17 protein-coding genes are annotated in these 17,521 nt (G+C 62.0%); 12 read left to right on the top strand and 5 right to left on the bottom strand.

Translation table 11 applies throughout. From position 1 onward, the window contains the following. Positions 1-1,347, bottom strand: a 1,347-nt coding sequence (locus I6F38_RS07020) for a GMC family oxidoreductase (RefSeq protein WP_225159626.1), incomplete at its 3' end; no start/stop codon positions are given. A 25-nt stretch (positions 1,348-1,372) separates the two neighbouring features. On the opposite strand from I6F38_RS07020, the gene I6F38_RS07015 reads away from it, so the two are divergent. The 9 genes from I6F38_RS07015 (at position 1,373) to I6F38_RS06975 (ending at position 11,240) form a co-directional block, all read left to right on the top strand. Further along, positions 1,373-2,347, top strand: a complete 975-nt coding sequence (locus I6F38_RS07015; RefSeq protein ID WP_346657095.1) for a LysR family transcriptional regulator — start codon at positions 1,373-1,375, stop codon at positions 2,345-2,347. Between the two features lie 196 nt (positions 2,348-2,543). Further along, positions 2,544-3,695 (top strand): transporter substrate-binding domain-containing protein, encoded by a 1,152-nt coding sequence (locus I6F38_RS07010; protein WP_225159640.1) that lies wholly within the window; start codon positions 2,544-2,546, stop codon positions 3,693-3,695. 15 nt (positions 3,696-3,710) lie between these two features. After that, entirely contained in the window at positions 3,711-4,301 is a 591-nt protein-coding gene (locus tag I6F38_RS07005) for an ANTAR domain-containing protein (protein WP_092083068.1), read from the top strand. A 343-nt stretch (positions 4,302-4,644) separates the two neighbouring features. Further along, positions 4,645-5,895, top strand: a complete 1,251-nt coding sequence (locus I6F38_RS07000) for a transporter substrate-binding domain-containing protein (RefSeq protein WP_225159624.1) — start codon at positions 4,645-4,647, stop codon at positions 5,893-5,895. Positions 5,896-5,971: 76 nt separating this feature from the next. Further along, on the top strand, positions 5,972-6,865 hold the full coding sequence (gene urtB, locus I6F38_RS06995; RefSeq protein WP_225159623.1) for an urea ABC transporter permease subunit UrtB: 894 nt from the start codon (positions 5,972-5,974) through the stop codon (positions 6,863-6,865). Between the two features lie 5 nt (positions 6,866-6,870). Continuing rightward, positions 6,871-8,028 (top strand): urea ABC transporter permease subunit UrtC, encoded by a 1,158-nt coding sequence (gene urtC, locus I6F38_RS06990; protein WP_225159622.1) that lies wholly within the window; start codon positions 6,871-6,873, stop codon positions 8,026-8,028. 2 nt (positions 8,029-8,030) lie between these two features. Next, complete coding sequence (urtD, locus tag I6F38_RS06985) at positions 8,031-8,780, top strand: urea ABC transporter ATP-binding protein UrtD (protein ID WP_225159621.1); 750 nt, start codon at positions 8,031-8,033, stop codon at positions 8,778-8,780. After that, on the top strand, positions 8,777-9,475 hold the full coding sequence (urtE, locus tag I6F38_RS06980) for an urea ABC transporter ATP-binding subunit UrtE (RefSeq protein ID WP_092083063.1): 699 nt from the start codon (positions 8,777-8,779) through the stop codon (positions 9,473-9,475). Before urtD ends, urtE begins: the two co-directional genes overlap by 4 nt. 22 nt (positions 9,476-9,497) lie before the next feature. After that, positions 9,498-11,240, top strand: a complete 1,743-nt coding sequence (locus tag I6F38_RS06975) for a nitrilase-related carbon-nitrogen hydrolase (RefSeq protein WP_225159620.1) — start codon at positions 9,498-9,500, stop codon at positions 11,238-11,240. Between the two features lie 310 nt (positions 11,241-11,550). Here I6F38_RS06975 and I6F38_RS06970 read toward each other — a convergent pair whose 3' ends face one another. The 4 genes from I6F38_RS06970 to I6F38_RS06955 all read right to left on the bottom strand — a co-directional run bounded on the left by I6F38_RS06970 (position 11,551) and on the right by I6F38_RS06955 (position 15,224). Continuing rightward, on the bottom strand, positions 11,551-11,847 hold the full coding sequence (locus I6F38_RS06970; protein ID WP_225159641.1) for a hypothetical protein: 297 nt from the start codon (positions 11,845-11,847) through the stop codon (positions 11,551-11,553). A gap of 452 nt (positions 11,848-12,299) precedes the next feature. Beyond that, positions 12,300-13,313 carry an SIS domain-containing protein gene (locus I6F38_RS06965; protein ID WP_225159619.1) on the bottom strand — a complete coding sequence of 338 codons (1,014 nt, stop codon included), beginning with the start codon at positions 13,311-13,313 and terminating at the stop codon, positions 12,300-12,302. After that, positions 13,310-14,266, bottom strand: a complete 957-nt coding sequence (locus tag I6F38_RS06960) for an N-acetylmuramic acid 6-phosphate etherase (protein WP_225159618.1) — start codon at positions 14,264-14,266, stop codon at positions 13,310-13,312. The genes I6F38_RS06965 and I6F38_RS06960 overlap by 4 nt, the downstream gene beginning before the upstream one ends. A 19-nt stretch (positions 14,267-14,285) precedes the next feature. Continuing rightward, positions 14,286-15,224, bottom strand: a complete 939-nt coding sequence (locus I6F38_RS06955) for a BadF/BadG/BcrA/BcrD ATPase family protein (RefSeq protein WP_076834256.1) — start codon at positions 15,222-15,224, stop codon at positions 14,286-14,288. A gap of 92 nt (positions 15,225-15,316) precedes the next feature. On the opposite strand from I6F38_RS06955, the gene nagA reads away from it, so the two are divergent. From nagA to I6F38_RS06940, 3 genes are all read left to right on the top strand, one after another. Next, positions 15,317-16,519 carry an N-acetylglucosamine-6-phosphate deacetylase gene (nagA, locus tag I6F38_RS06950; RefSeq protein ID WP_225159616.1) on the top strand — a complete coding sequence of 401 codons (1,203 nt, stop codon included), beginning with the start codon at positions 15,317-15,319 and terminating at the stop codon, positions 16,517-16,519. Beyond that, positions 16,520-16,681: a hypothetical protein gene (locus I6F38_RS06945; protein WP_225159615.1), complete on the top strand. Its 162-nt coding sequence runs from the start codon at positions 16,520-16,522 to the stop codon at positions 16,679-16,681. It abuts the gene before it with no gap. 341 nt (positions 16,682-17,022) lie between these two features. Next, positions 17,023-17,430 (top strand): DUF4440 domain-containing protein, encoded by a 408-nt coding sequence (locus tag I6F38_RS06940; RefSeq protein ID WP_225159613.1) that lies wholly within the window; start codon positions 17,023-17,025, stop codon positions 17,428-17,430. The last annotated feature ends 91 nt before the right edge of the window (positions 17,431-17,521 follow it).

The raw sequence follows: 17,521 nt of genomic DNA, 5'->3' as shown, positions 1-17,521 counted from the left end.
AAGCTGTTTGCTCATTGGGCGAGGTTGAGTTCTGCTTCGGTACTTGTTGAGAGCCGTATGACGTGAGAGCGTCACGTACGGTTCGGAGAGCGGCTCCGGGTGCAACTCCCGGGGCCGACTCACCATGCGCGGCGGGGCATTGAGGCTGCTGGACTCGATCCGGACTGTGCCCCGTGACGTCGGCCGAAGATTGCAAGCGGCGACGGTGATCGCAGGAAAGCGGTGCAGTGGTTCGCCGAACTTGTCGAGCGAGAGAGGTTGGATATGAAACTGGATATTGGCTCTCTCATGCGTGGGGCTCGATCGGGTGAAGATGCCGAGCTGTGAAGGCGCCATGGTGAGCGGGCCGCGTCGGCGGAAGATGTAGTCGAGGCCCATGAGGGCGCGGCGGCCAAGCGAATGGTACGTTTCGTTCAACGTGCGAATGCCGCTGACCTTGTAGATCGCGCGCTGCTGAAGATGATCCTGCAGGTTTCGTCCGATACCCTGACCATCAAGCGCAATGTCGACGCCCAACGGGCGGAGCCAGTCCGCTGGCCCCACGCCGGAGCGATGCAGGATCTGCACGGAGCCGAGCGCGCCGGCACACAGGATGACTTCCCGCCTGGCAGCGACATCGACGGATTGACCGTCTCGGACCAGACGCAGGCCGGTCACGCGACGGTTTTCGATACGGAGCCTGTCTACGCAGACATTGGTCTCGAGGCGGAGGTTTGGTCGGCTCAAGGCTGGCTTCAGAAAGCCTCGCGCCGAAGACCACCGTCGGCCGCGCTTCTGGTTGACGTGGAAGTAGCCTGCGCCTTCGTTGTCACCGGTGTTGAAATCCAGGCTGCGCGAAATGCCCATGTCCTCGGCGGCCGTCGCCACGGCGTCGAGAACCCGCCACGACACGCGCGGCGGCTCGATCCGCCAGCCGCCTCCCGTGCCGTGGAGGTCGCTCGCGCCCATGAAGTGATCTTCGAGATTGCGAAATTCCGGCAGCACATCATCCCAGCCCCAGCCCTCCAAGCCGAGCTGACGCCATCCGTCGTAGTCCGCTGCCTGGCCGCGCATCGAGATCATCGCATTGATCGCGGACGAGCCGCCGATCACCTTGCCGCGGGGATAGGCCAGCGCGCGTCCATTCAATCCCGGCTCCGGGTCCGTCTTGAACATCCAGTCGGCGCGCGGATTTCCGATGGCAAACAGATAGCCGACCGGAATGTGAAACCAGATCCAGTTGTCCCTCCCGCCTGCTTCGAGCAGAAGGACGCGGTTGCGCGGGTCTTCGGACAGCCGGTTTGCGACGATGCAGCCTGCGGTGCCTGCACCGACAACCGCATAGTCAAAATCCCCGTCGATCCGCATCAGGCCTCTCTTCTCTCTCCGCGCAATGTTGCCGCTGGATGGCATGGGGGATTTGTGCTCTCAATGCCCGAAACGGCGACTTCTATTTGCAAAAATGCGAGAGCCCCGAATGGATTGGGATGATCTGCGAGTCTTCCTCCAGGTGACGCGGAGCGGCCGGATGTCCGAGGCCGCGAAACTGCTCGGCATCGACGACTCGACTGTCGGGCGCCGTGTCCTCCGCCTCGAACGGTCGGTCGGGATGCCGTTGGTCGAAAGGGCGGGGCGGCGGACGGCGGTGACCGAGCATGGCCGCCGGCTCGCGGACATCACGGAGGAACTGGAGTCGATCATCCTGCGCGACATCGCGGGGTTAGCCGACGCGCAATCAGTGGTGAATGGGCGCGTTCGGATTGGTGCGCCCGAAGGGCTGGGGGCCGGATATCTCGGCAGCAAGATCTTCCTGTTGTCCGCCGCGCATCCCGAGCTCGAAATCGAACTGGTCGCCTTGCCGCGGACCTATTCGTTGGCGGCACGCGAGGTCGACATCGCCATCACGCTTGACCGGCCGGTGGCGGGGCAGGTCGCGGCTCAAAAGCTGACCGACTACACGCTCGACCTCTATGGTTCGGATATCTACTTCCAGCGGATGGGCCGTCCGAGGTCACTGCAGGATCTCAGGAAGCACGTCTTCGTCGGGTACATCCCCGAGCTCCTTTTTACCCAGCAGCTCAACTTTCTTGACCTGGGTGACGGTGTGGAAGTCGTGCCGACGATCCGCACCAGCAGTGTGATCGCACAGGTCGACGCGGTGGTCAGCGGCGCGGCTATCGGCGTTCTGCCGCGTTATCTCGCTCGCGAGCGACCGGGGTTGAAGCTTCTGCTCGGAGACAAATTCCGGGCAACGCGCAGCTACTGGATGTCTGTCCACGATGATACCCGTCGACTTCGCCGCGTTCGCGTGGTGCTCGAGGCGGTTGCTGCCGCGGTTCGGTCCGACCGCAGGTCCTTCCTGCGATGAATTGGACGCCCGTCGTATTTCGTGCGGCGGCTCGCATTCGTCATGGCCGAAGTTTTTACGGTTGCTGCATTGCAACGAGTCCCGGCCTCTGACATACTTTGGATGCGGCTCGCATGGTCGAGATCGCCCTGAACGCGAACAGTGTGGTTCTCGACCTCTGCTAAGGGGGACGGGGACCATTTTTTTTGGGTGAACGCTGATGGATATGGAGACTTGGCGCGTCGGTGTCTTGTTTTCTGAGACCGGAGTGACCGGTGCGATCGAGCGCACGCAGCGGGCGGCTACGCTTCTTGCGATCGATGAAATCAATGCCGCCGGCGGAGTCTGCGGACGGCGCATCGAGCCGGTGGCTTACGATCCCGCGTCGACACCGTCCCGCTACCGCGAGCTGACGGTGAAGTTGCTCGACGAGGATCGGGTGCGCGTCATCTTCGGCGGGCACATGTCGAGTACCCGAAAGGCGATGCTGCCGATCGTCGAAGCGCGGAGCGCGTTGATGTTCTATCCGACGCTCTACGAGGGCTTCGAGTATTCGCGCCACTGCATCTATACCGGCGCAGCTCCCAATCAGAATTCGGTTCAGCTGGTGGATTATCTCACCAGGAACTACGGCGGTCGCGTATTTCTGGTGGGGTCGAATTACGTCTACCCTTACGAATCGAACCGGATCATCGCGGACCTGTTTGCGGGTGCCGGAGGTCATTCGGTCGAAGAAATGTATGTGCCGCTCAATCTGACCGCCGGCCACATCGCAAAGATCCTCGACAGGGTGCGCGCCACCAGACCCGACGTGATCTACTCCACCATCGTCGGCGCCGGCATCGTGCCGTTCTACACCGCCTTCAAGGAGGCCGGATTTGACGGCCGGCTGCTTCCGATCGCCAGTCAATCGACCAGCGAGGCCGACGTCGTTCTCATGCGGGCCGATGTTGCCGAAGGCCACGTCACGGCGGCGCCATTCTTTCAGTCCGTCGATACGCCGGCGGCCCGCGCGTTCGTTGCGGCCTATCACAAGCGGGTGGGGAACGATTGGCCGGTGACGGCGCCGGCGGAAGCGGCTTACTTCTCGGTTCACCTCTTCGCGGCGGCATTGGAGCGCAGTCGTAGCGATCATCTCGAAGAGCTGCTGCGGTCGCTCTGGGAAGTGGAGTATGACGCGCCGCAAGGACCGGTCCGGATCGACGGCAACACCAACCACACGCATCTATGGCCGCGCGTGGCACGCGTCGATGCCACCGGAAATTATCGCGTCGTTCACGACGCCGGCGTGAGGGTGGCACCCGACCCGTTCATGCTGGAAGTCCGCTTCCAGCACGAATCGGGGAGTGCATGGGCACTGTCCTACTGAGCGAGGCCGAACTCCATGTCTGTCGCTCTTCTCAAGGACCTTCGCGATCTCGATGTCGCCGTGATTCATCCATTCGATGCCGATGGCGAACGGCTTGTCGAGCATCTGCGCCGCATCGGGTGCATGGCGAACCTGTTGTGGCCGGTGCCGCCGTCGGTGCCGCAGGGATGCGATATCGTCTTTCTCTCGATGGAAGACGAGGCGCGCGAGGAAATCGGGCAATTGCTGAGGTCGATGCCGAATCCGCCGCCGACCATCCTCGCCATTGTGAGCTACGAGAATCCATCGATGCTGCAAATGGTGCTCGAGAGCGGGGCGTTGTCCGTGATCGAGCGACCGATCAAGCCGTTTGGCTTGCTCACCAATCTCGCCATTGCCCGCAATCTCTGGCTGCAGCGGCAACGCCTTTTGAAGGAGGCGCGCAAGTACAAGAGGAAGGTTCTCGGCGATCAGAAGATCGCGCGCGCGAAGGCGATTCTGATGGCGGCAAACAATTTGAACGAGCAGGATGCCTACGCGAAGTTGCGTCAGGAGGCGATGGCGCAGCGTCTTCCGATCGACGAGATCGCGAACGCGGTCATTAATTCCGAAACGCTCTTGCGTTAGATAAAAAACGATGCTTGTATCCGGCAACATCTGAAACAGATGTTCCTGGCGCATCCCCTCAATCCTTGAGGCCATGTTCTAGGTGTGTAGCGCGCAAGCCGCGTTACACTGCGGCGATGAAGCCCGCCCAGTCCTCTGACCGAGGATGGTGCGGGTTTTTTGTTTGCCTGCTGACAAGGCCGTCAGCCCATTCACCTCGAGATGATCGTCACGTCGACATGCTTGTTCGACCGATGGCGCTCGCCTTGATCCCGGCGGGTGCTGGCGGAAGTTCGCCGGCGCGGGACGAAGGGAGACGGATGTTTTTCCGCTTTCATCGACTTTTGGAAACAGGGGAAGTTCTATGAACGTAAGTCGCCGTCATCTTCTGAAAGCAGCCGCGCTCGGCTCGGCCAGTCTTGCCGCGCCGCAGATCGTGAGCCGTGCCTTTGCCGCCGAACCGATCAAGGTCGGCGCGCTCTATTCGCAAACAGGCAATCTGGCCGTGGCGGAGAAGCTTCTCGCCAACGGCGTCTCGATGGCCGTCGCCGAGATCAATGCCGCGGGCGGCGTGCTTGGTCGTCCCGTCGAGGTGGTCGTCGAGGACGGCGCGTCCGATCCGAAGACGTTCTCCGAAAAGGCCTCCAAGCTGATCGTCAAGGACAAGATCATGACGGTCTTTGGCTGCCACACTTCGGCGAGCCGCAAGGCTGTGCTGCCGATCTTCGAGAAGCGCGGTGCAATGCTGTTCTACCAGACCCATTACGAAGGCTTCGAGTGCTCGCGCAACGTGATCTATTCCGGCGCCGTGCCGAACCATCAGCTCGCGAACTACATCCCGTGGATCGTGAAGACCCTGGGCAAGAAGAAGTTCTTCATCGTCGGTTCGAACTACATCTACCCGCGCGAGATGGCCAAGGTCTCCAAGAAGCTGATCGAGGCCGCAGGCGCCCAATGGGTGGCCGACGAATATCTCGAGCTCGGCCATTCCGAGTGGGCGGTCATGGTGAAGAAGATCAAGGAGTCGGGCGCGGACGTGGTGCTGTCCAACGTCGTCGGCGACTCCATCATCGCATTCTATCGGGAATTCAAGAACCAGGGCATCTCGCAGGCCGAGATTCCGATTTGCGCGACGGTGACGTCGGAGATCGAGATCGCCGCCATGGGCGCGGATTACGCCGCTGGCAGCTATACCTCGTTCCCGTATTTCATGTCGCTCGACATGCCCGGCAACAAGAGCTTCATCGAGCGTTTCCGCAAGTTCGTCAACGATCCGAAGCAGGTCACCTACCATTCGCTGGAAGCCGCCTATTTCCAGGTGTTCCTGTGGAAGCAGGCGGTGGAGAAGACCAAGGATCTCAGCGCACAGGGGATCCGGACCGGCATCGCCGGCGAGAGCTACGAGGCGCCCGGCGGCACGGTGACGATCGACGCCGACAATCTGCATTGCTGGCTGACCCCGCGCATCGGGCAGTGGCAGGCGGACGGCCAGAGCAAGGTGGTCGATGCCTATCCGAATCCGATCAAGCCGCTTCCGTACTTCGCCTATGGCGAAACCGAATCGAATCTCTTCTGCACCTCGAAGGGGCTCGATACGTCGAAGCTCAAGATCTGAGCTCATCACTCAGCCCGTGAGGCGATCGCCGCCTCACGGACCCTCGCAGCGACAGGGCTGGATTGCGGTACGCCTCATGATCGACGTTCTTTTCATCGGCCTCAGCCTGGGCTCGATTCTACTGCTGGTCGCGCTCGGTCTTGCGATCACCTACGGCGCCATGGGCGTCATCAACATGGCTCATGGCGAGATCGTGATGGCGGGGGCCTACGTGGCCGTGCTCTCCGGGATCTGGTTGAAGACCAGCTTCTATGTGGCGTTACCGCTCGCATTTCTGGCCGCTGCAGCCCTTGGCTGGATCATCGAACGTCTGGTGGTGAGCCGCCTCTACGGACGGCTTCTCGATACGCTGCTCGCGACATGGGGAGTCTCCATGCTGATTCAGCAGGCGATCCGGCTCGAGTTCGGTTTGACGTTCCTAGGAATCCACATCGACGGACTGGGGACCGGTCTGCAGAACGTCGCAGTGCCTGCTGAACTTCAGGGGGCGGTCGACATCGCGGGCGTCGAACTCAATGCCTATCGCGGCTTCATCGTGCTCGTGACCGTGGTGCTCACGGCGCTGACCTGGTTCATCATGTATCGGACCTCGCTCGGGATGAAGGTCCGCGCGATCATCCGCAACCCGAAAATGGCGGCCGCGTGCGGCATCGACGTGAGGAAGGTCAATGCGCTGACCTTCGCTTACGGTTCGGGATTGGCCGGTGTCGCCGGTGTCATGATGTCCGGGTTCAAGGGGGTCTCGCCCGATCTCGGCTCCAGCATGGTCGTGGACGGCTTCATGGTCGTGGTCACCGGCGGGCTTGGAAGCCTCGTCGGCACGATCATGGCGTCCGGACTTCTGGGCGAGACCAATGCGCTCGTCGCCGTGGCGACCAACGACATCCTGGCGCGTGCCGTGGTGTTCGCGGCCGTAATTCTCGTCATCGTTCTGAAGCCCGAAGGGCTCTTCTCGTTCAAACGGCGCTGAGCTCCATGACTCTCGATCGCAAGCTGACACTTTGCGCCTACGCGCTGTTCATCGCCGCAATTTTCGCGGTGCCGCTGTTCGTTGACGAATTCGGACTGAACCGGATCGCCAAGTTCCTCGTCTATGGCATGCTCGGCATCGCGATCGCGCTGTCGTGGGGTTATGCCGGTATCCTCAATCTCGGGCAGGGGCTCTTCTTCGGGCTCGGCGCGTACATGCTGGCCATGTCGTTGAAGCTGGCGAGTCCGACCAGCCTGCAGCAGGGCGCGGACAAGCCGGTGCCGGACTTCATGCTCTGGAATGCCGAGCCCGGTGCGCCGACCGACCTGTGCTGCATCAACAAGGCATCATTTCTCTGGCTGCCGTTCCAGCACCAGAGCGTTGGTCTAGTCATGGGAATTGTGCTGCCGGTGATCGTGGCGGCATTGCTGGGCATCATTGTATTCCGCAAGCGGATCGAAGGGCCGTTTGTCTCGATCATTACGCTGGCCCTGGTGCTGCTCGTGCGTCTCGTGCTGGTGGATGCGCAGCCGGTCACGGGTGGCTTCAACGGGCTGACGGACCTCGCCTCGCTCGAGATCTTCGGCTTCGAGTTCGATCCTTACAGCAAGGGCACGTACTGGCTGGTCGCGAGCATCCTGACCGTGACCCTGGTGGCGACGCGCCTGATCGTGGAGACCCGGGCCGGTCTGGTGTTGCAGGCGGCGCGGGACGACCAGCGGCGCGTTCGCTACCTCGGTTTCGACGTCTCGCTCTACCAGACGTTCTTCTTCTGCGTGGCGTCGGCGATCGCCGGATTGGCGGGAATGCTCTACGTGATCGTCGCGCAGTTTGCCTCACCGACCTTCATGGATCTCGCCTTCTCCGTGACGATGGTGGTCTGGGCCGCCGTCGGCGGCCGCGCCTCGATCCTGGGGGCGTGCGTCGGAGCAATCCTGATCAACATGATGGAAGCCGGTATCAGCGAAACGGAGGCGCTGGTCGGAGCCTGGAAAGCGATCATTGGCCTGGTGTTCGTGCTGACCGTCCTGTTCCTGCCTCGGGGGCTCGGCGGGCTCCTGCATGACCTGATCGGACGGCTCGGCGCGGTCGCGCGCGGCAAGCCGCGTGTCGCTCATGTCCCGGCCTCCAGTGCGGCCGTCACCGAAGCGAAGGAGGCATGAGAATGTCGACGGTCGCGATCATGATCGATGGGCTCGGCGTAAACTTCGGTGGCTTCAAGGCGGTCGACAACGTTTCGCTGACGGTCGACGACGGGGAGCTTCGCGTTCTGCTCGGTGCGAACGGCGCCGGGAAAACCACGCTGATGGATCTGGTCAGCGGAAAAACACCGAGCACGGAAGGGCGCGTCTGGGTCTACGATACCGAGATCACAAACTGGCCTGAGCACCTGATCGCGCGTGCGGGTGTCGGCCGGAAATTTCAGATCCCGAGCGTCTTTCGCGACCTGACCGTGAAGCAGAATCTCCAGGTCGCGAGTTGCCGACGCACCGCCGTGATGGCGAACCTCGGTTTCGGCCATCCGGCGATCGCGCGCGAGAAGGTGGACCGCGCGATCGAGCTGATCGGGCTCCGTGACCAGATCAATACTGCCGCGGCCGATCTCAGCCATGGCCAGACGCAATGGCTCGAGCTCGGAATCCTGATGGTTCAGAACCCAAAAGTGATCCTGCTGGACGAGCCGACAGCCGGCATGACGCAAGCGGAAACGATGCGAACCGCGGAGATCATCAACGGCATGAAGGGGCAGCACACGATGCTCGTGGTCGAGCACGATATGGGCTTCGTGCGCGAGATTGCGCAGCGGATCACCGTTCTTCATCTCGGTCGCGTTCTGGCCGAGGGCGGGATTTCGGAGATCGAAGCGAACCCGAAGGTCCGCGCGGCCTATCTCGGATCAAAGGGGTTGTCGTGACGCTCCAGCTTTCCAATATCGACAGTTTCTACGGCCGTAGCCACGTTCTCCACGGCTTGTCGCTTACCATTCCGGCGGGACAGGTGACGAGCGTCGTGGGTCGGAACGGCACCGGCAAGACGACGCTTTTGAAGACAATCATGGCGCTGACGGATCACGCCGACGGGCGGATCGTCCTCAATGGCGAGGATCTGTCGGCCAGGCCGACGCATTTGAGGGCCGCCGCCGGGATCGCCTACGTGCCGCAGGGGCGCGAGATCATCGCGGACTTCACGATACGGGAAAACATCCTGATGGGCTGCTTTGCCCGCCGCGACGGCAAGCGTGTGGTGCCCGACTTCATTGGGGAGCTGTTTCCCTATCTCATCGAGAACCTCGACCGGCCGGGCGGCTTGCTTTCCGGCGGGCAGCAGCAACAGCTCGCGATCGCCCGCGCGCTCGCAGCCGACCCGAAGGTGTTGCTGCTCGACGAGCCGAACGAGGGGATCCAGCCGTCGATTGTCGAGGAGATCGAGCGCATCATCGTTCGCCTCAATCGCGAGATGGGGCTCACCGTCGTCCTCGTCGAGCAGAACATCGACTTCGTTCGCTTTGCGTCTCACAGCTTCGCGATGCTCGAGAAGGGGCAGATCGTGGCGTCTGGGCCGATCGCCACTCTCACCGACACGCTCGTTCACGAGCACATGGCCGTCTGACGGCATCCTCCGGAGTACATCAATGACGACACCCACGAGCTACCGCGCCGCAACGGTTCAGTTCGAGCCGACCATGTATGAGAAGGAGCGCAATATCGAGCGTCTGCTCAAGCTCTGCGCTGAGGCTGCGGCCGAGGGAGCGCGCCTGATCGTCACGCCCGAGATGGGGACGACGGGGTACTGCTGGTACGATCGCGACGAGGTCAAGCCGTTCGTCGAGACCGTGCCTGGCCCGTCGACCGACCGTTTCCAGCGGATTTGCGAGCAGCATGATTGCTACATCGTGCTCGGGATGCCCGAGGTCGATCCTGCGACCGAGCTCTACTACAATACGGCCGTCCTCATCGGACCGAACGGGATCGTCGGCCGGCATCGCAAATCGCATCCCTATATCGCCGAGCCGAAATGGGCGGCGAACGGCGACGTCGCGCATCAGGTCTTCGATACCGAGCTCGGTCGGATCGGAATGCTTGTGTGCATGGATCTGCACTTTTTCGAGACCGCACGCATCGAGGCGGTCGCGGGCGCCGACGTGATCTGCCACATCTCGAACTGGCTGCAGGAGCGCACGCCTGCGCCTTACTGGATCAATCGGGCATTCGAGAACTCATGCTACGTGATCGAGGCAAACCGTTGGGGATTGGAGCGTACGGTACAGTTCTCGGGCGGTAGCTGCATCATCGAGCCGGATGGCCGCGTCGCGGTGTCGATCGATAGCGGGGACGGCATCGCTTATGCGCAGGTCGATCTGGGCAAGTCGCGCAAGCGGGAAGTGCTCGGTGAGAAGGTGTTCGAGAAACGACGCCCGGAGCTCTACCCGGAGCTGATGACCAACAGTTTTACCTGGAATCCGGGAGACTTTTTCAAGCTCTACGGCTACCAGCCCATTCCAAAGGGGAAGCTGTCGCAGCTCGCGGTCGTGCAATTTTCGCCGGCAGACGATGTTGCTGCAAACCTGGCGACCATCGAGCATCGCGCCCGCGATCTTGTCGCAGCTGCCCAACCCGACATGATCGTGTTTCCTGAGTTGTCATTGACCGGGTTGACCGATCCGGCCGCGCGCGCCGAGGGAGTGGAGGGGCCCGCCGTCAAGGCGTTGACCAGGATCGCCATGAAGCTGCGAACGTATATCGTTGCCGGTCTTGCCGAGCGCGATGGCGATGGCATCTACAACACGGCGGTCCTTGCGGGGCCCGAGGGCCTCGCCGGGAGCTATCGCAAGATACACCTCGGCAACGCCGATATGGGATGGGCGACGGCGGGCGACAGATGGAAGGTCTTTGATCTCGCGTTGGGCCGGGTCGGCATCGCCATCGGCCACGACGCCCTCTATCCCGAGGCCATCCGCTCCCTGGCGCTTCGCGGATGCGATATCGTCGCTTGCCCGTCGGCGATCGCGGGCGTCTTCACCGGATCGCACGCGGGGACTGCCATCCCGCACAACTATCCGATCCCGAAAGGCGCCGATCCCTATCATTGGCATGCGTTCCGCACGCGCGGCGGCGAGAACAACGTCTATCTGGCGTTCGCGAACGTGTTCGATCCTTCGCGCGGCTTCCTGGGGGCGAGTGCGGTGTTTGGTCCGGACAATTTCGTCTTCCCGCGGCAGGAAACCGCAATCCTCGATCAGGAAGAGGGCGCCGTCGCCACCATCGATACGAGCAATCTCGATACGCCGTATCCGACCAATATCGTGCGGCGGAAGGATCTCGTTGTGATGCGCTTGCCACATCACTACTTGCCACTTGTGACGTGGCACCAGTAGCAAAGTGGGAATGATCCTTTCGATTTCCTGCGACAGATGTCGCTTTCGCTCGACGGAAGCCCGAGGTCTGTCAACATTCCTCTGCGTAAAGCTCCGCTCGCCATGCACGCTCACGTCCCAATCTCAGGCGTTAGTTGTTGAAGAACTGTTGGCACTAGACGTCTCCCTAACTGATCCAGCGCCGATAGTGCGCGGTTGCGCCCGTGCTCCGGCGTGACGTCGTGACACTCGTGCTCGAAGTGGGTGCCTTGCCGAGCGGGAACGGCGTCGCGGGCCAACGCGACGCCGTCGTCTACATCGAGGGCCGTGGCTAGAACTTAACCATAACGCCGCCGTAGACGGTCGATTCAGTGCAGGTGTTGGTGCTCTGGCCTGTAGCGGCGATCGTGCAAACGCCGGGTGCGGCGTTATGGTCGAGGCCGAACTTGTTCTGCCAGCAGCGATAGGCGACCCATCTGCGGATCCGGCTAGTTTTTCCAAATGCCCATTGAAATCGCTGAATGATCGAGCGGATTTTGATTCCGTTATTCTGAATTTGCTCAAGCTGCGCGTTGGTACTGAGAATCCAGGAGCTTACGGTAGCTTCGATTGCTCGTTTGGAAGCCAAGCATTTTCAGAAGCATCGCTCTGCCGGCAACCATGAGCTGACCTCGCATTTCGGCAGCGCAAAGACCCACGATTTCGCCGTCTCTTGATCACCGGCTTCTTCGAGGTGTGCCCGACTGGCGAGCGACAAAAGACGCCCGGTTCGCTCACCGTCTACCCAAACGATCTGTCTCACACCGTCGGATAATTGTTGCGCTCGATCCTGCGCGCGAACGAAAAGTGCACGTATCTGGTGCGGTTTCTGGCGCGGTCGTCGCGCTACGGGCAACGAGAACCGAGTAAGATATTGCTCCTCTTGGTGGGTCCGGCAGGACTCGAACCTGCAACCAGACCGTTATGAGCGGCAGAATAGCGATCAGCTTCGCCGCCTTTGCCGCGCATTCGGTCGCTTCTGCTCGCGTTTGTTACGTTTTGATAATGTCGCTCCCGCTTTGGTCGCCAGCCAGCGATCAGTCAAAACGTCTCGGTAACCTTGCTCAGGCGAGGGGGACGATCCGGGTCAAATCCGCGCGCGCATGCCGCCTGCTCGATCATCCGGTAGGCCGGAACGAGCATGGTGATCGGGTCGGTGGCGGGGTCATCCTCGACCAACCAAGGCAGCGAGCCATGCGGTCCGCCGCAGAGATGCAGCGCGATCTTTTGCTCACGCAATTCCTCTGCCAGTGCGTCCACCGTGGCCGCCGTTTCATCCATGAGGCGCATCATGACAACTGGCGTGCGCGATGATAGCGCGGCACGTGGCCCATGCTGCAGCTCGGCGGCGCTCAGTCCGATGGAGGGCAGGCGCATGATTTCCGAAAGCTTGAGCGCGATCTCCCTCGCCGAGCCCAGGCCCAGGCCCCGAGCCGCCACAAACACAGCTGATGCCTTGACGAGATCATCGGCAATCTCCGACCAGTCGAGCGCCAGCGCGCGGTGCAGGCGCTCGGGCAGCCGGTCGAGGGCTGACCGCAGCGCACGATCTTGCGCCAGCTCGGCAACCAGTCCGGCACTGGCGGCCATCGAGCCGATCACGGTCTTCGTGGCCGCTACGGAGTGTTCTTGGCCGGCTTCGATCGGAACGACGAATTCCGCTTCGTCAGCCACCGGCGACGACGTCGCATTGACGATGGCAATCGTGCGTGCGCCCGAGGCTCGTGCCGACCTGGTCGCTGCGACGAGATCCGGGCTGCGCCCCGATTGCGAGATTACGATGAACAGCGCATCGCGGAGCATCAAAGGTGTGCGAAATGCCGTGATCACCGAGGGAGCACTTGCTGAAACGGGAAGGCGAAGCCGCGTCTCGACAAGATATCTCAAGAAAACCCCGGCATGCCCGGAGCTTCCCCGACCACACACGACGCACAAAGGGGCGGAGTCAATCCCAATCCGCTGTGCGATGTCGCGCATGGCGGGTCGGCTGCGAACAATGTTGGCGACAACATCCGCGCTTTCCCCGATTTCGCTCGCCATCGCGGATGTCGTCACGGCTCAACCACTCCGCCTCGGCCGCGTCCCGCCGCTCCCTTTGGGAGTCGGTCACGATGCGAGTCACGATTCTTGGCAAGCTCGACAAACACTTGCCGAAGGTTGCCGTCACAGATCTCCAGAACGGTCTCCGCATCAACCCTGTCGACACCGAGCGCCAGAAGGACTGCAATCTTGATGTCTCCCTCGGCCTGCTCGAGCGAGCGCGCCGCGTGCGACGGATTACAGCGCGCGATTTGCGCCACCATGGCCTCGGCGCGCCGCTTCAGCTTGGCATTGGTCGGCGGCATGTTCACCATCATGCCGCGATATACCCGGCCAAGGCGCAGCATGATCCCCGAGGAGATCAGGTTGAGCACGACCTTCTGCGCGGTGCCCGCCTTCATCCGCGTGGAGCCGGCGATCAGCTCTCGGCCGGTCTCGACCAGGATCGGAAACTTTGCCAATGCCAGCAGTGCGGTGCCGGGATTGTTGGCGACACCAATCGTTACTGCATCGAAAGACCCTGCCTGCTGCAGCGCCGCGACCGTGAACGGCGTTGTGCCGCTGGCGGCTACCGCAATCACCACGTCGTGCGGCGTGAGCCGTGCGGCGCTGATCTGCGTGACTGCATCATCGACATCGTCCTCCGCGCCCTCGATGCTGGTGACGAACGCGCTGTCACCGCCGGCAACGACGAAGCGGACGCGCTCGCGGGGCCAAGCGAAGGTCGGCGTCAGCTCGGCGCCGTCCTGGACCGCCACGCGGCCTGACGTGCCAGCGCCGACATATACAATGCGTCCGCGGTCGCCCAGCACCGTCTTGGCCGCTTCGGCTGCCGCGGTGATCGCGGGAAGGGCATGGCCGATCGCGGCGACCGCCGCAAGCTGGCCCTCCCACATCGCTTCCATCGCTGACGTCAGCGACCATGCATCAAGGTCGGCAAATCTGGGATCGACTTCTTCGGTGGCCATATCGGTGATCCAAGCACCATCAAACGCGGAACTTCGAAGCCTGTTCATGGTCAGTTTCTCTCTTGGGCGGGTCCAGCTTGCGCAGGTCGAGCCGCCCTCGGGCCACAAGCAGTGCGCCGGCCGCTGCGTCGGCGTCAGGACGCCTCAGGCGGGCGCGCAGGTCAGGGGTTAGCCAGGGCGTAATCGCATCCGCGAGCCCGCCCACCAGCGCGAGCCGGTCAATTCCTTTAGCCAGGAACAGATCAAGCAGATCGCCAATGGCATCGGCCGCGCGTTCGACAATGCGGCGGCCGACCGGATCGCCCTGATTGGCATGCCGCATCACGGTCGGCGCGAACGCGGCGTAGTCGGTGGCCCGAGCTTCTTCAGACCACGCCACGGCCTGATAAGGATCTTGATCGAATGCGCCCAGCACCTCTGCAAGCAATGGTGTCAGCTCGCCGCGGCGATCCGCGGCCCGCAGCGCCAGTCGAACGACCTGCAGGCCAATGTCGGCGCCGCTGCCTTCGTCCGAGACTGGGAAGCCGTAACCGGCGATGCGGATCTCGCTGCCGCCAATCAGGCCGACACCCACCGAGCCCGTGCCGGCCACCACGATGGCCCCGTCCGCGCCGCTATGGGCGCCGAGACAGGCAGCTAGGCCATCGCTGATGAAGATAACGGACGCAAAGGGATGCGGGATCTCTTTGAGCGCCGCTTCCGCGCCCCGGCGACCAATGCCGGCGAGGCCAATTCCGGCGTGCATCCGCGCGAAATCCTCGCGCGTCAGTTCGGACTGTGCGGCCGCCGCTTCGGTGGCCTCCATGATGGACCGCCAAGCCCTGTCGAAGCCAATCCGGGTCGTGGCAGGCCCCGAGCTCGCTTCACCGAGTACCCTGCCGTTTTCGTCCTCGATCCGGGCGCGGCAGCGGGTTCCGCCCCCATCGATGCCGAGATAGGTGGTACCTTTTGTTTCCATGAGAAGTTAACGCAAGGATTTAGCTCCGGGTCCCTGAAGCCCGTTGTGTACATATAGGGACCTGTACAGCACGGGACTCGCCTCACGAGTCCGTGATTGCCATTCTCGGATCAGCACTTATGGGCCAAGCTGGGTCTTCCGTGGTTTTCTCGATTGCTGCGCAGCACATCTTTGACGGTGCCGACATGCGCGGGCCGGGGTTGGTCAGGATATCGCAGGGGCGGATCGAAGGCATTACCGAGGAAGCGCGCGCCTCGATCCACCTTCCCCGAGATGCGATACTTGCACCCGGATTCGTCGATGTTCAGGTGAACGGAGGCGGCGGCGTTCTTCTCAACGACCAGCCAACGGAGGCCGGCGTTCGCCGCATCGTCGAGGCGCACCGCAAGGCCGGCACCACGGGCTGTTTGCCAACCCTCATCACCGATCGAATCGAGGTCATCGAACGATTGGCTGTAGCAGCTCAGGCGTGCCTCGAAATTCCTGGCGTGCTCGGCTTTCATCTGGAAGGTCCGGCCCTCAACAGGTCTCGCAAGGGCATTCATCCGGAAGCCGAGATACGCGTGCCCGATCGGCGCGATCTCGCCGCCATCAAAAGCTTCGGGGACCGCGGTCGCTCCATGGTGACCTTGGCCCCGGAATGCCTGTCCGCGTCCATGATCGATGAATTGATCGGCGCCGGATTGCGTATCGCGGCCGGCCACAGCGACGCCACCGCAGCCGAAATCGGGCAGGCAGTCGATCGCGGTGTCTCGGGGGTGACCCATCTGTTCAATGCCATGTCGCAGTTGAACGCCCGAGAGCCGGGCTTGGTGGGCGCCGCGCTGGGAGATGACCGGTTGTTTGCAGGGATCATCTGCGACGGCATCCACGTTGACCGCGCCGGCTTGCGTGTTGCCTTGCGCTGCAAGGGACGCGATCGATTGATGCTGGTTACCGATGCCATGCCATTGGCGGGCACGAGCGACCGGAAATTCCTGCTACAGGGAAGGGAGATCACGTTGCACGACAATCGCCTGACTGACCGGGATGGCACGCTCGCGGGCGCTCACCTCACCATGATCGAGGCGGTGCGCAACGCTGTTGCGCTCATCGGAATCTCCCTTGTCGATGCTCTTATCATGGCTTCCCGGACGCCCGCGGCATTTCTGGGCCTTGGGTCCGAGCTTGGACGGATCGCGCCCGGATACCGCGCGGATCTTGTCGCCTTTAATCCGAACTTTGAGGTCATCGGTACATGGATAGGCGGTGTTGGTTCGATGGGCGAGGCGAACAAGGCTTCCGAGCGAGGTTAGATGCGCAACCAGCCCATCGTCGTGCAGAAATATGGTGGTGCCTGCCTTGAAACACCGGCGAAGATTCGCGCGGTTGCGCGCAGTCTCGCCGACCTGCACGGCAGTGCGAAAGGCACCTCTGACCGGGAAAAATGCGCCTTGTCCCTTCATCCTTCCAAGTAAGCTGTTGCAATCGCAGCAAATGCGAACGCCCTCCGAGCGCACCATAATTCCAGAGCGGGGATACGACAATTCCAGAGCGGGGATACGACGTCGCTATTGGCTTCACACTGGCCGAGCATCCGGCTTGAGAATTGGTGAGAAATTGCGCGAAGTCATTTGCTACCATAAGGCGCGCGTTGCGCTGGTTAGTCAATGTTGCTGACGGTAATTCCCCGGAATTGCTGGCGCGCCAAACCCGGTCTGGGATGCCTCATTCAACGCATCCGGTTCTTGTCAAGTCAACGTCCGCCCTGCATTCGCATCGAACATATTTGGAGATGATCATGCGTAGCATAGCCTTGATGATTGCATTCGTGATCTCGTTTACCGCACCGGCGTTAGCTCAAAAAGCCGAGATCGAGGCCACCAATGCGAAATGGATTGAATTGTTCAACAAGGGCGACTTCTCGGGAGTTGCGTCACTCTACAGCACGGATGCGACCGCATTCCCGCCAGGTACCGCGATGGTTCACGGCCGATCAGCCATCGAGGCAATGTGGAAAAGCATGGCGGAACAAGTTGGCGATCCGAAGCTCGCAACCCTTGACGTCAAGCCCCTTGGCCCATCCGCGGCGCGCGAGATTGGGACGTTCGCCCTCAAGACCAAGGGACCGACACCGAAGGATGTGACTGGAAAGTATGTCGTGGTTTGGGAGAAGGTCGGCGATGATTGGAAGCTGACCACCGACATCTGGAACGAGGGCAACTAGGCATCTCTGTTCATTGCTGTGCTTTGCGCCAAACGCGGCTTTACGTTGAGTTGGCTATTGCACGGTCGAAGGCGCGCGCGATCGGGGCCCC

The organism is Bradyrhizobium sp. BRP56, from assembly GCF_020194035.1.
Lineage (GTDB): Bacteria > Pseudomonadota > Alphaproteobacteria > Rhizobiales > Xanthobacteraceae > Bradyrhizobium > Bradyrhizobium australafricanum.
This window is presented reverse-complemented; position numbering and strand designations above follow the sequence as displayed.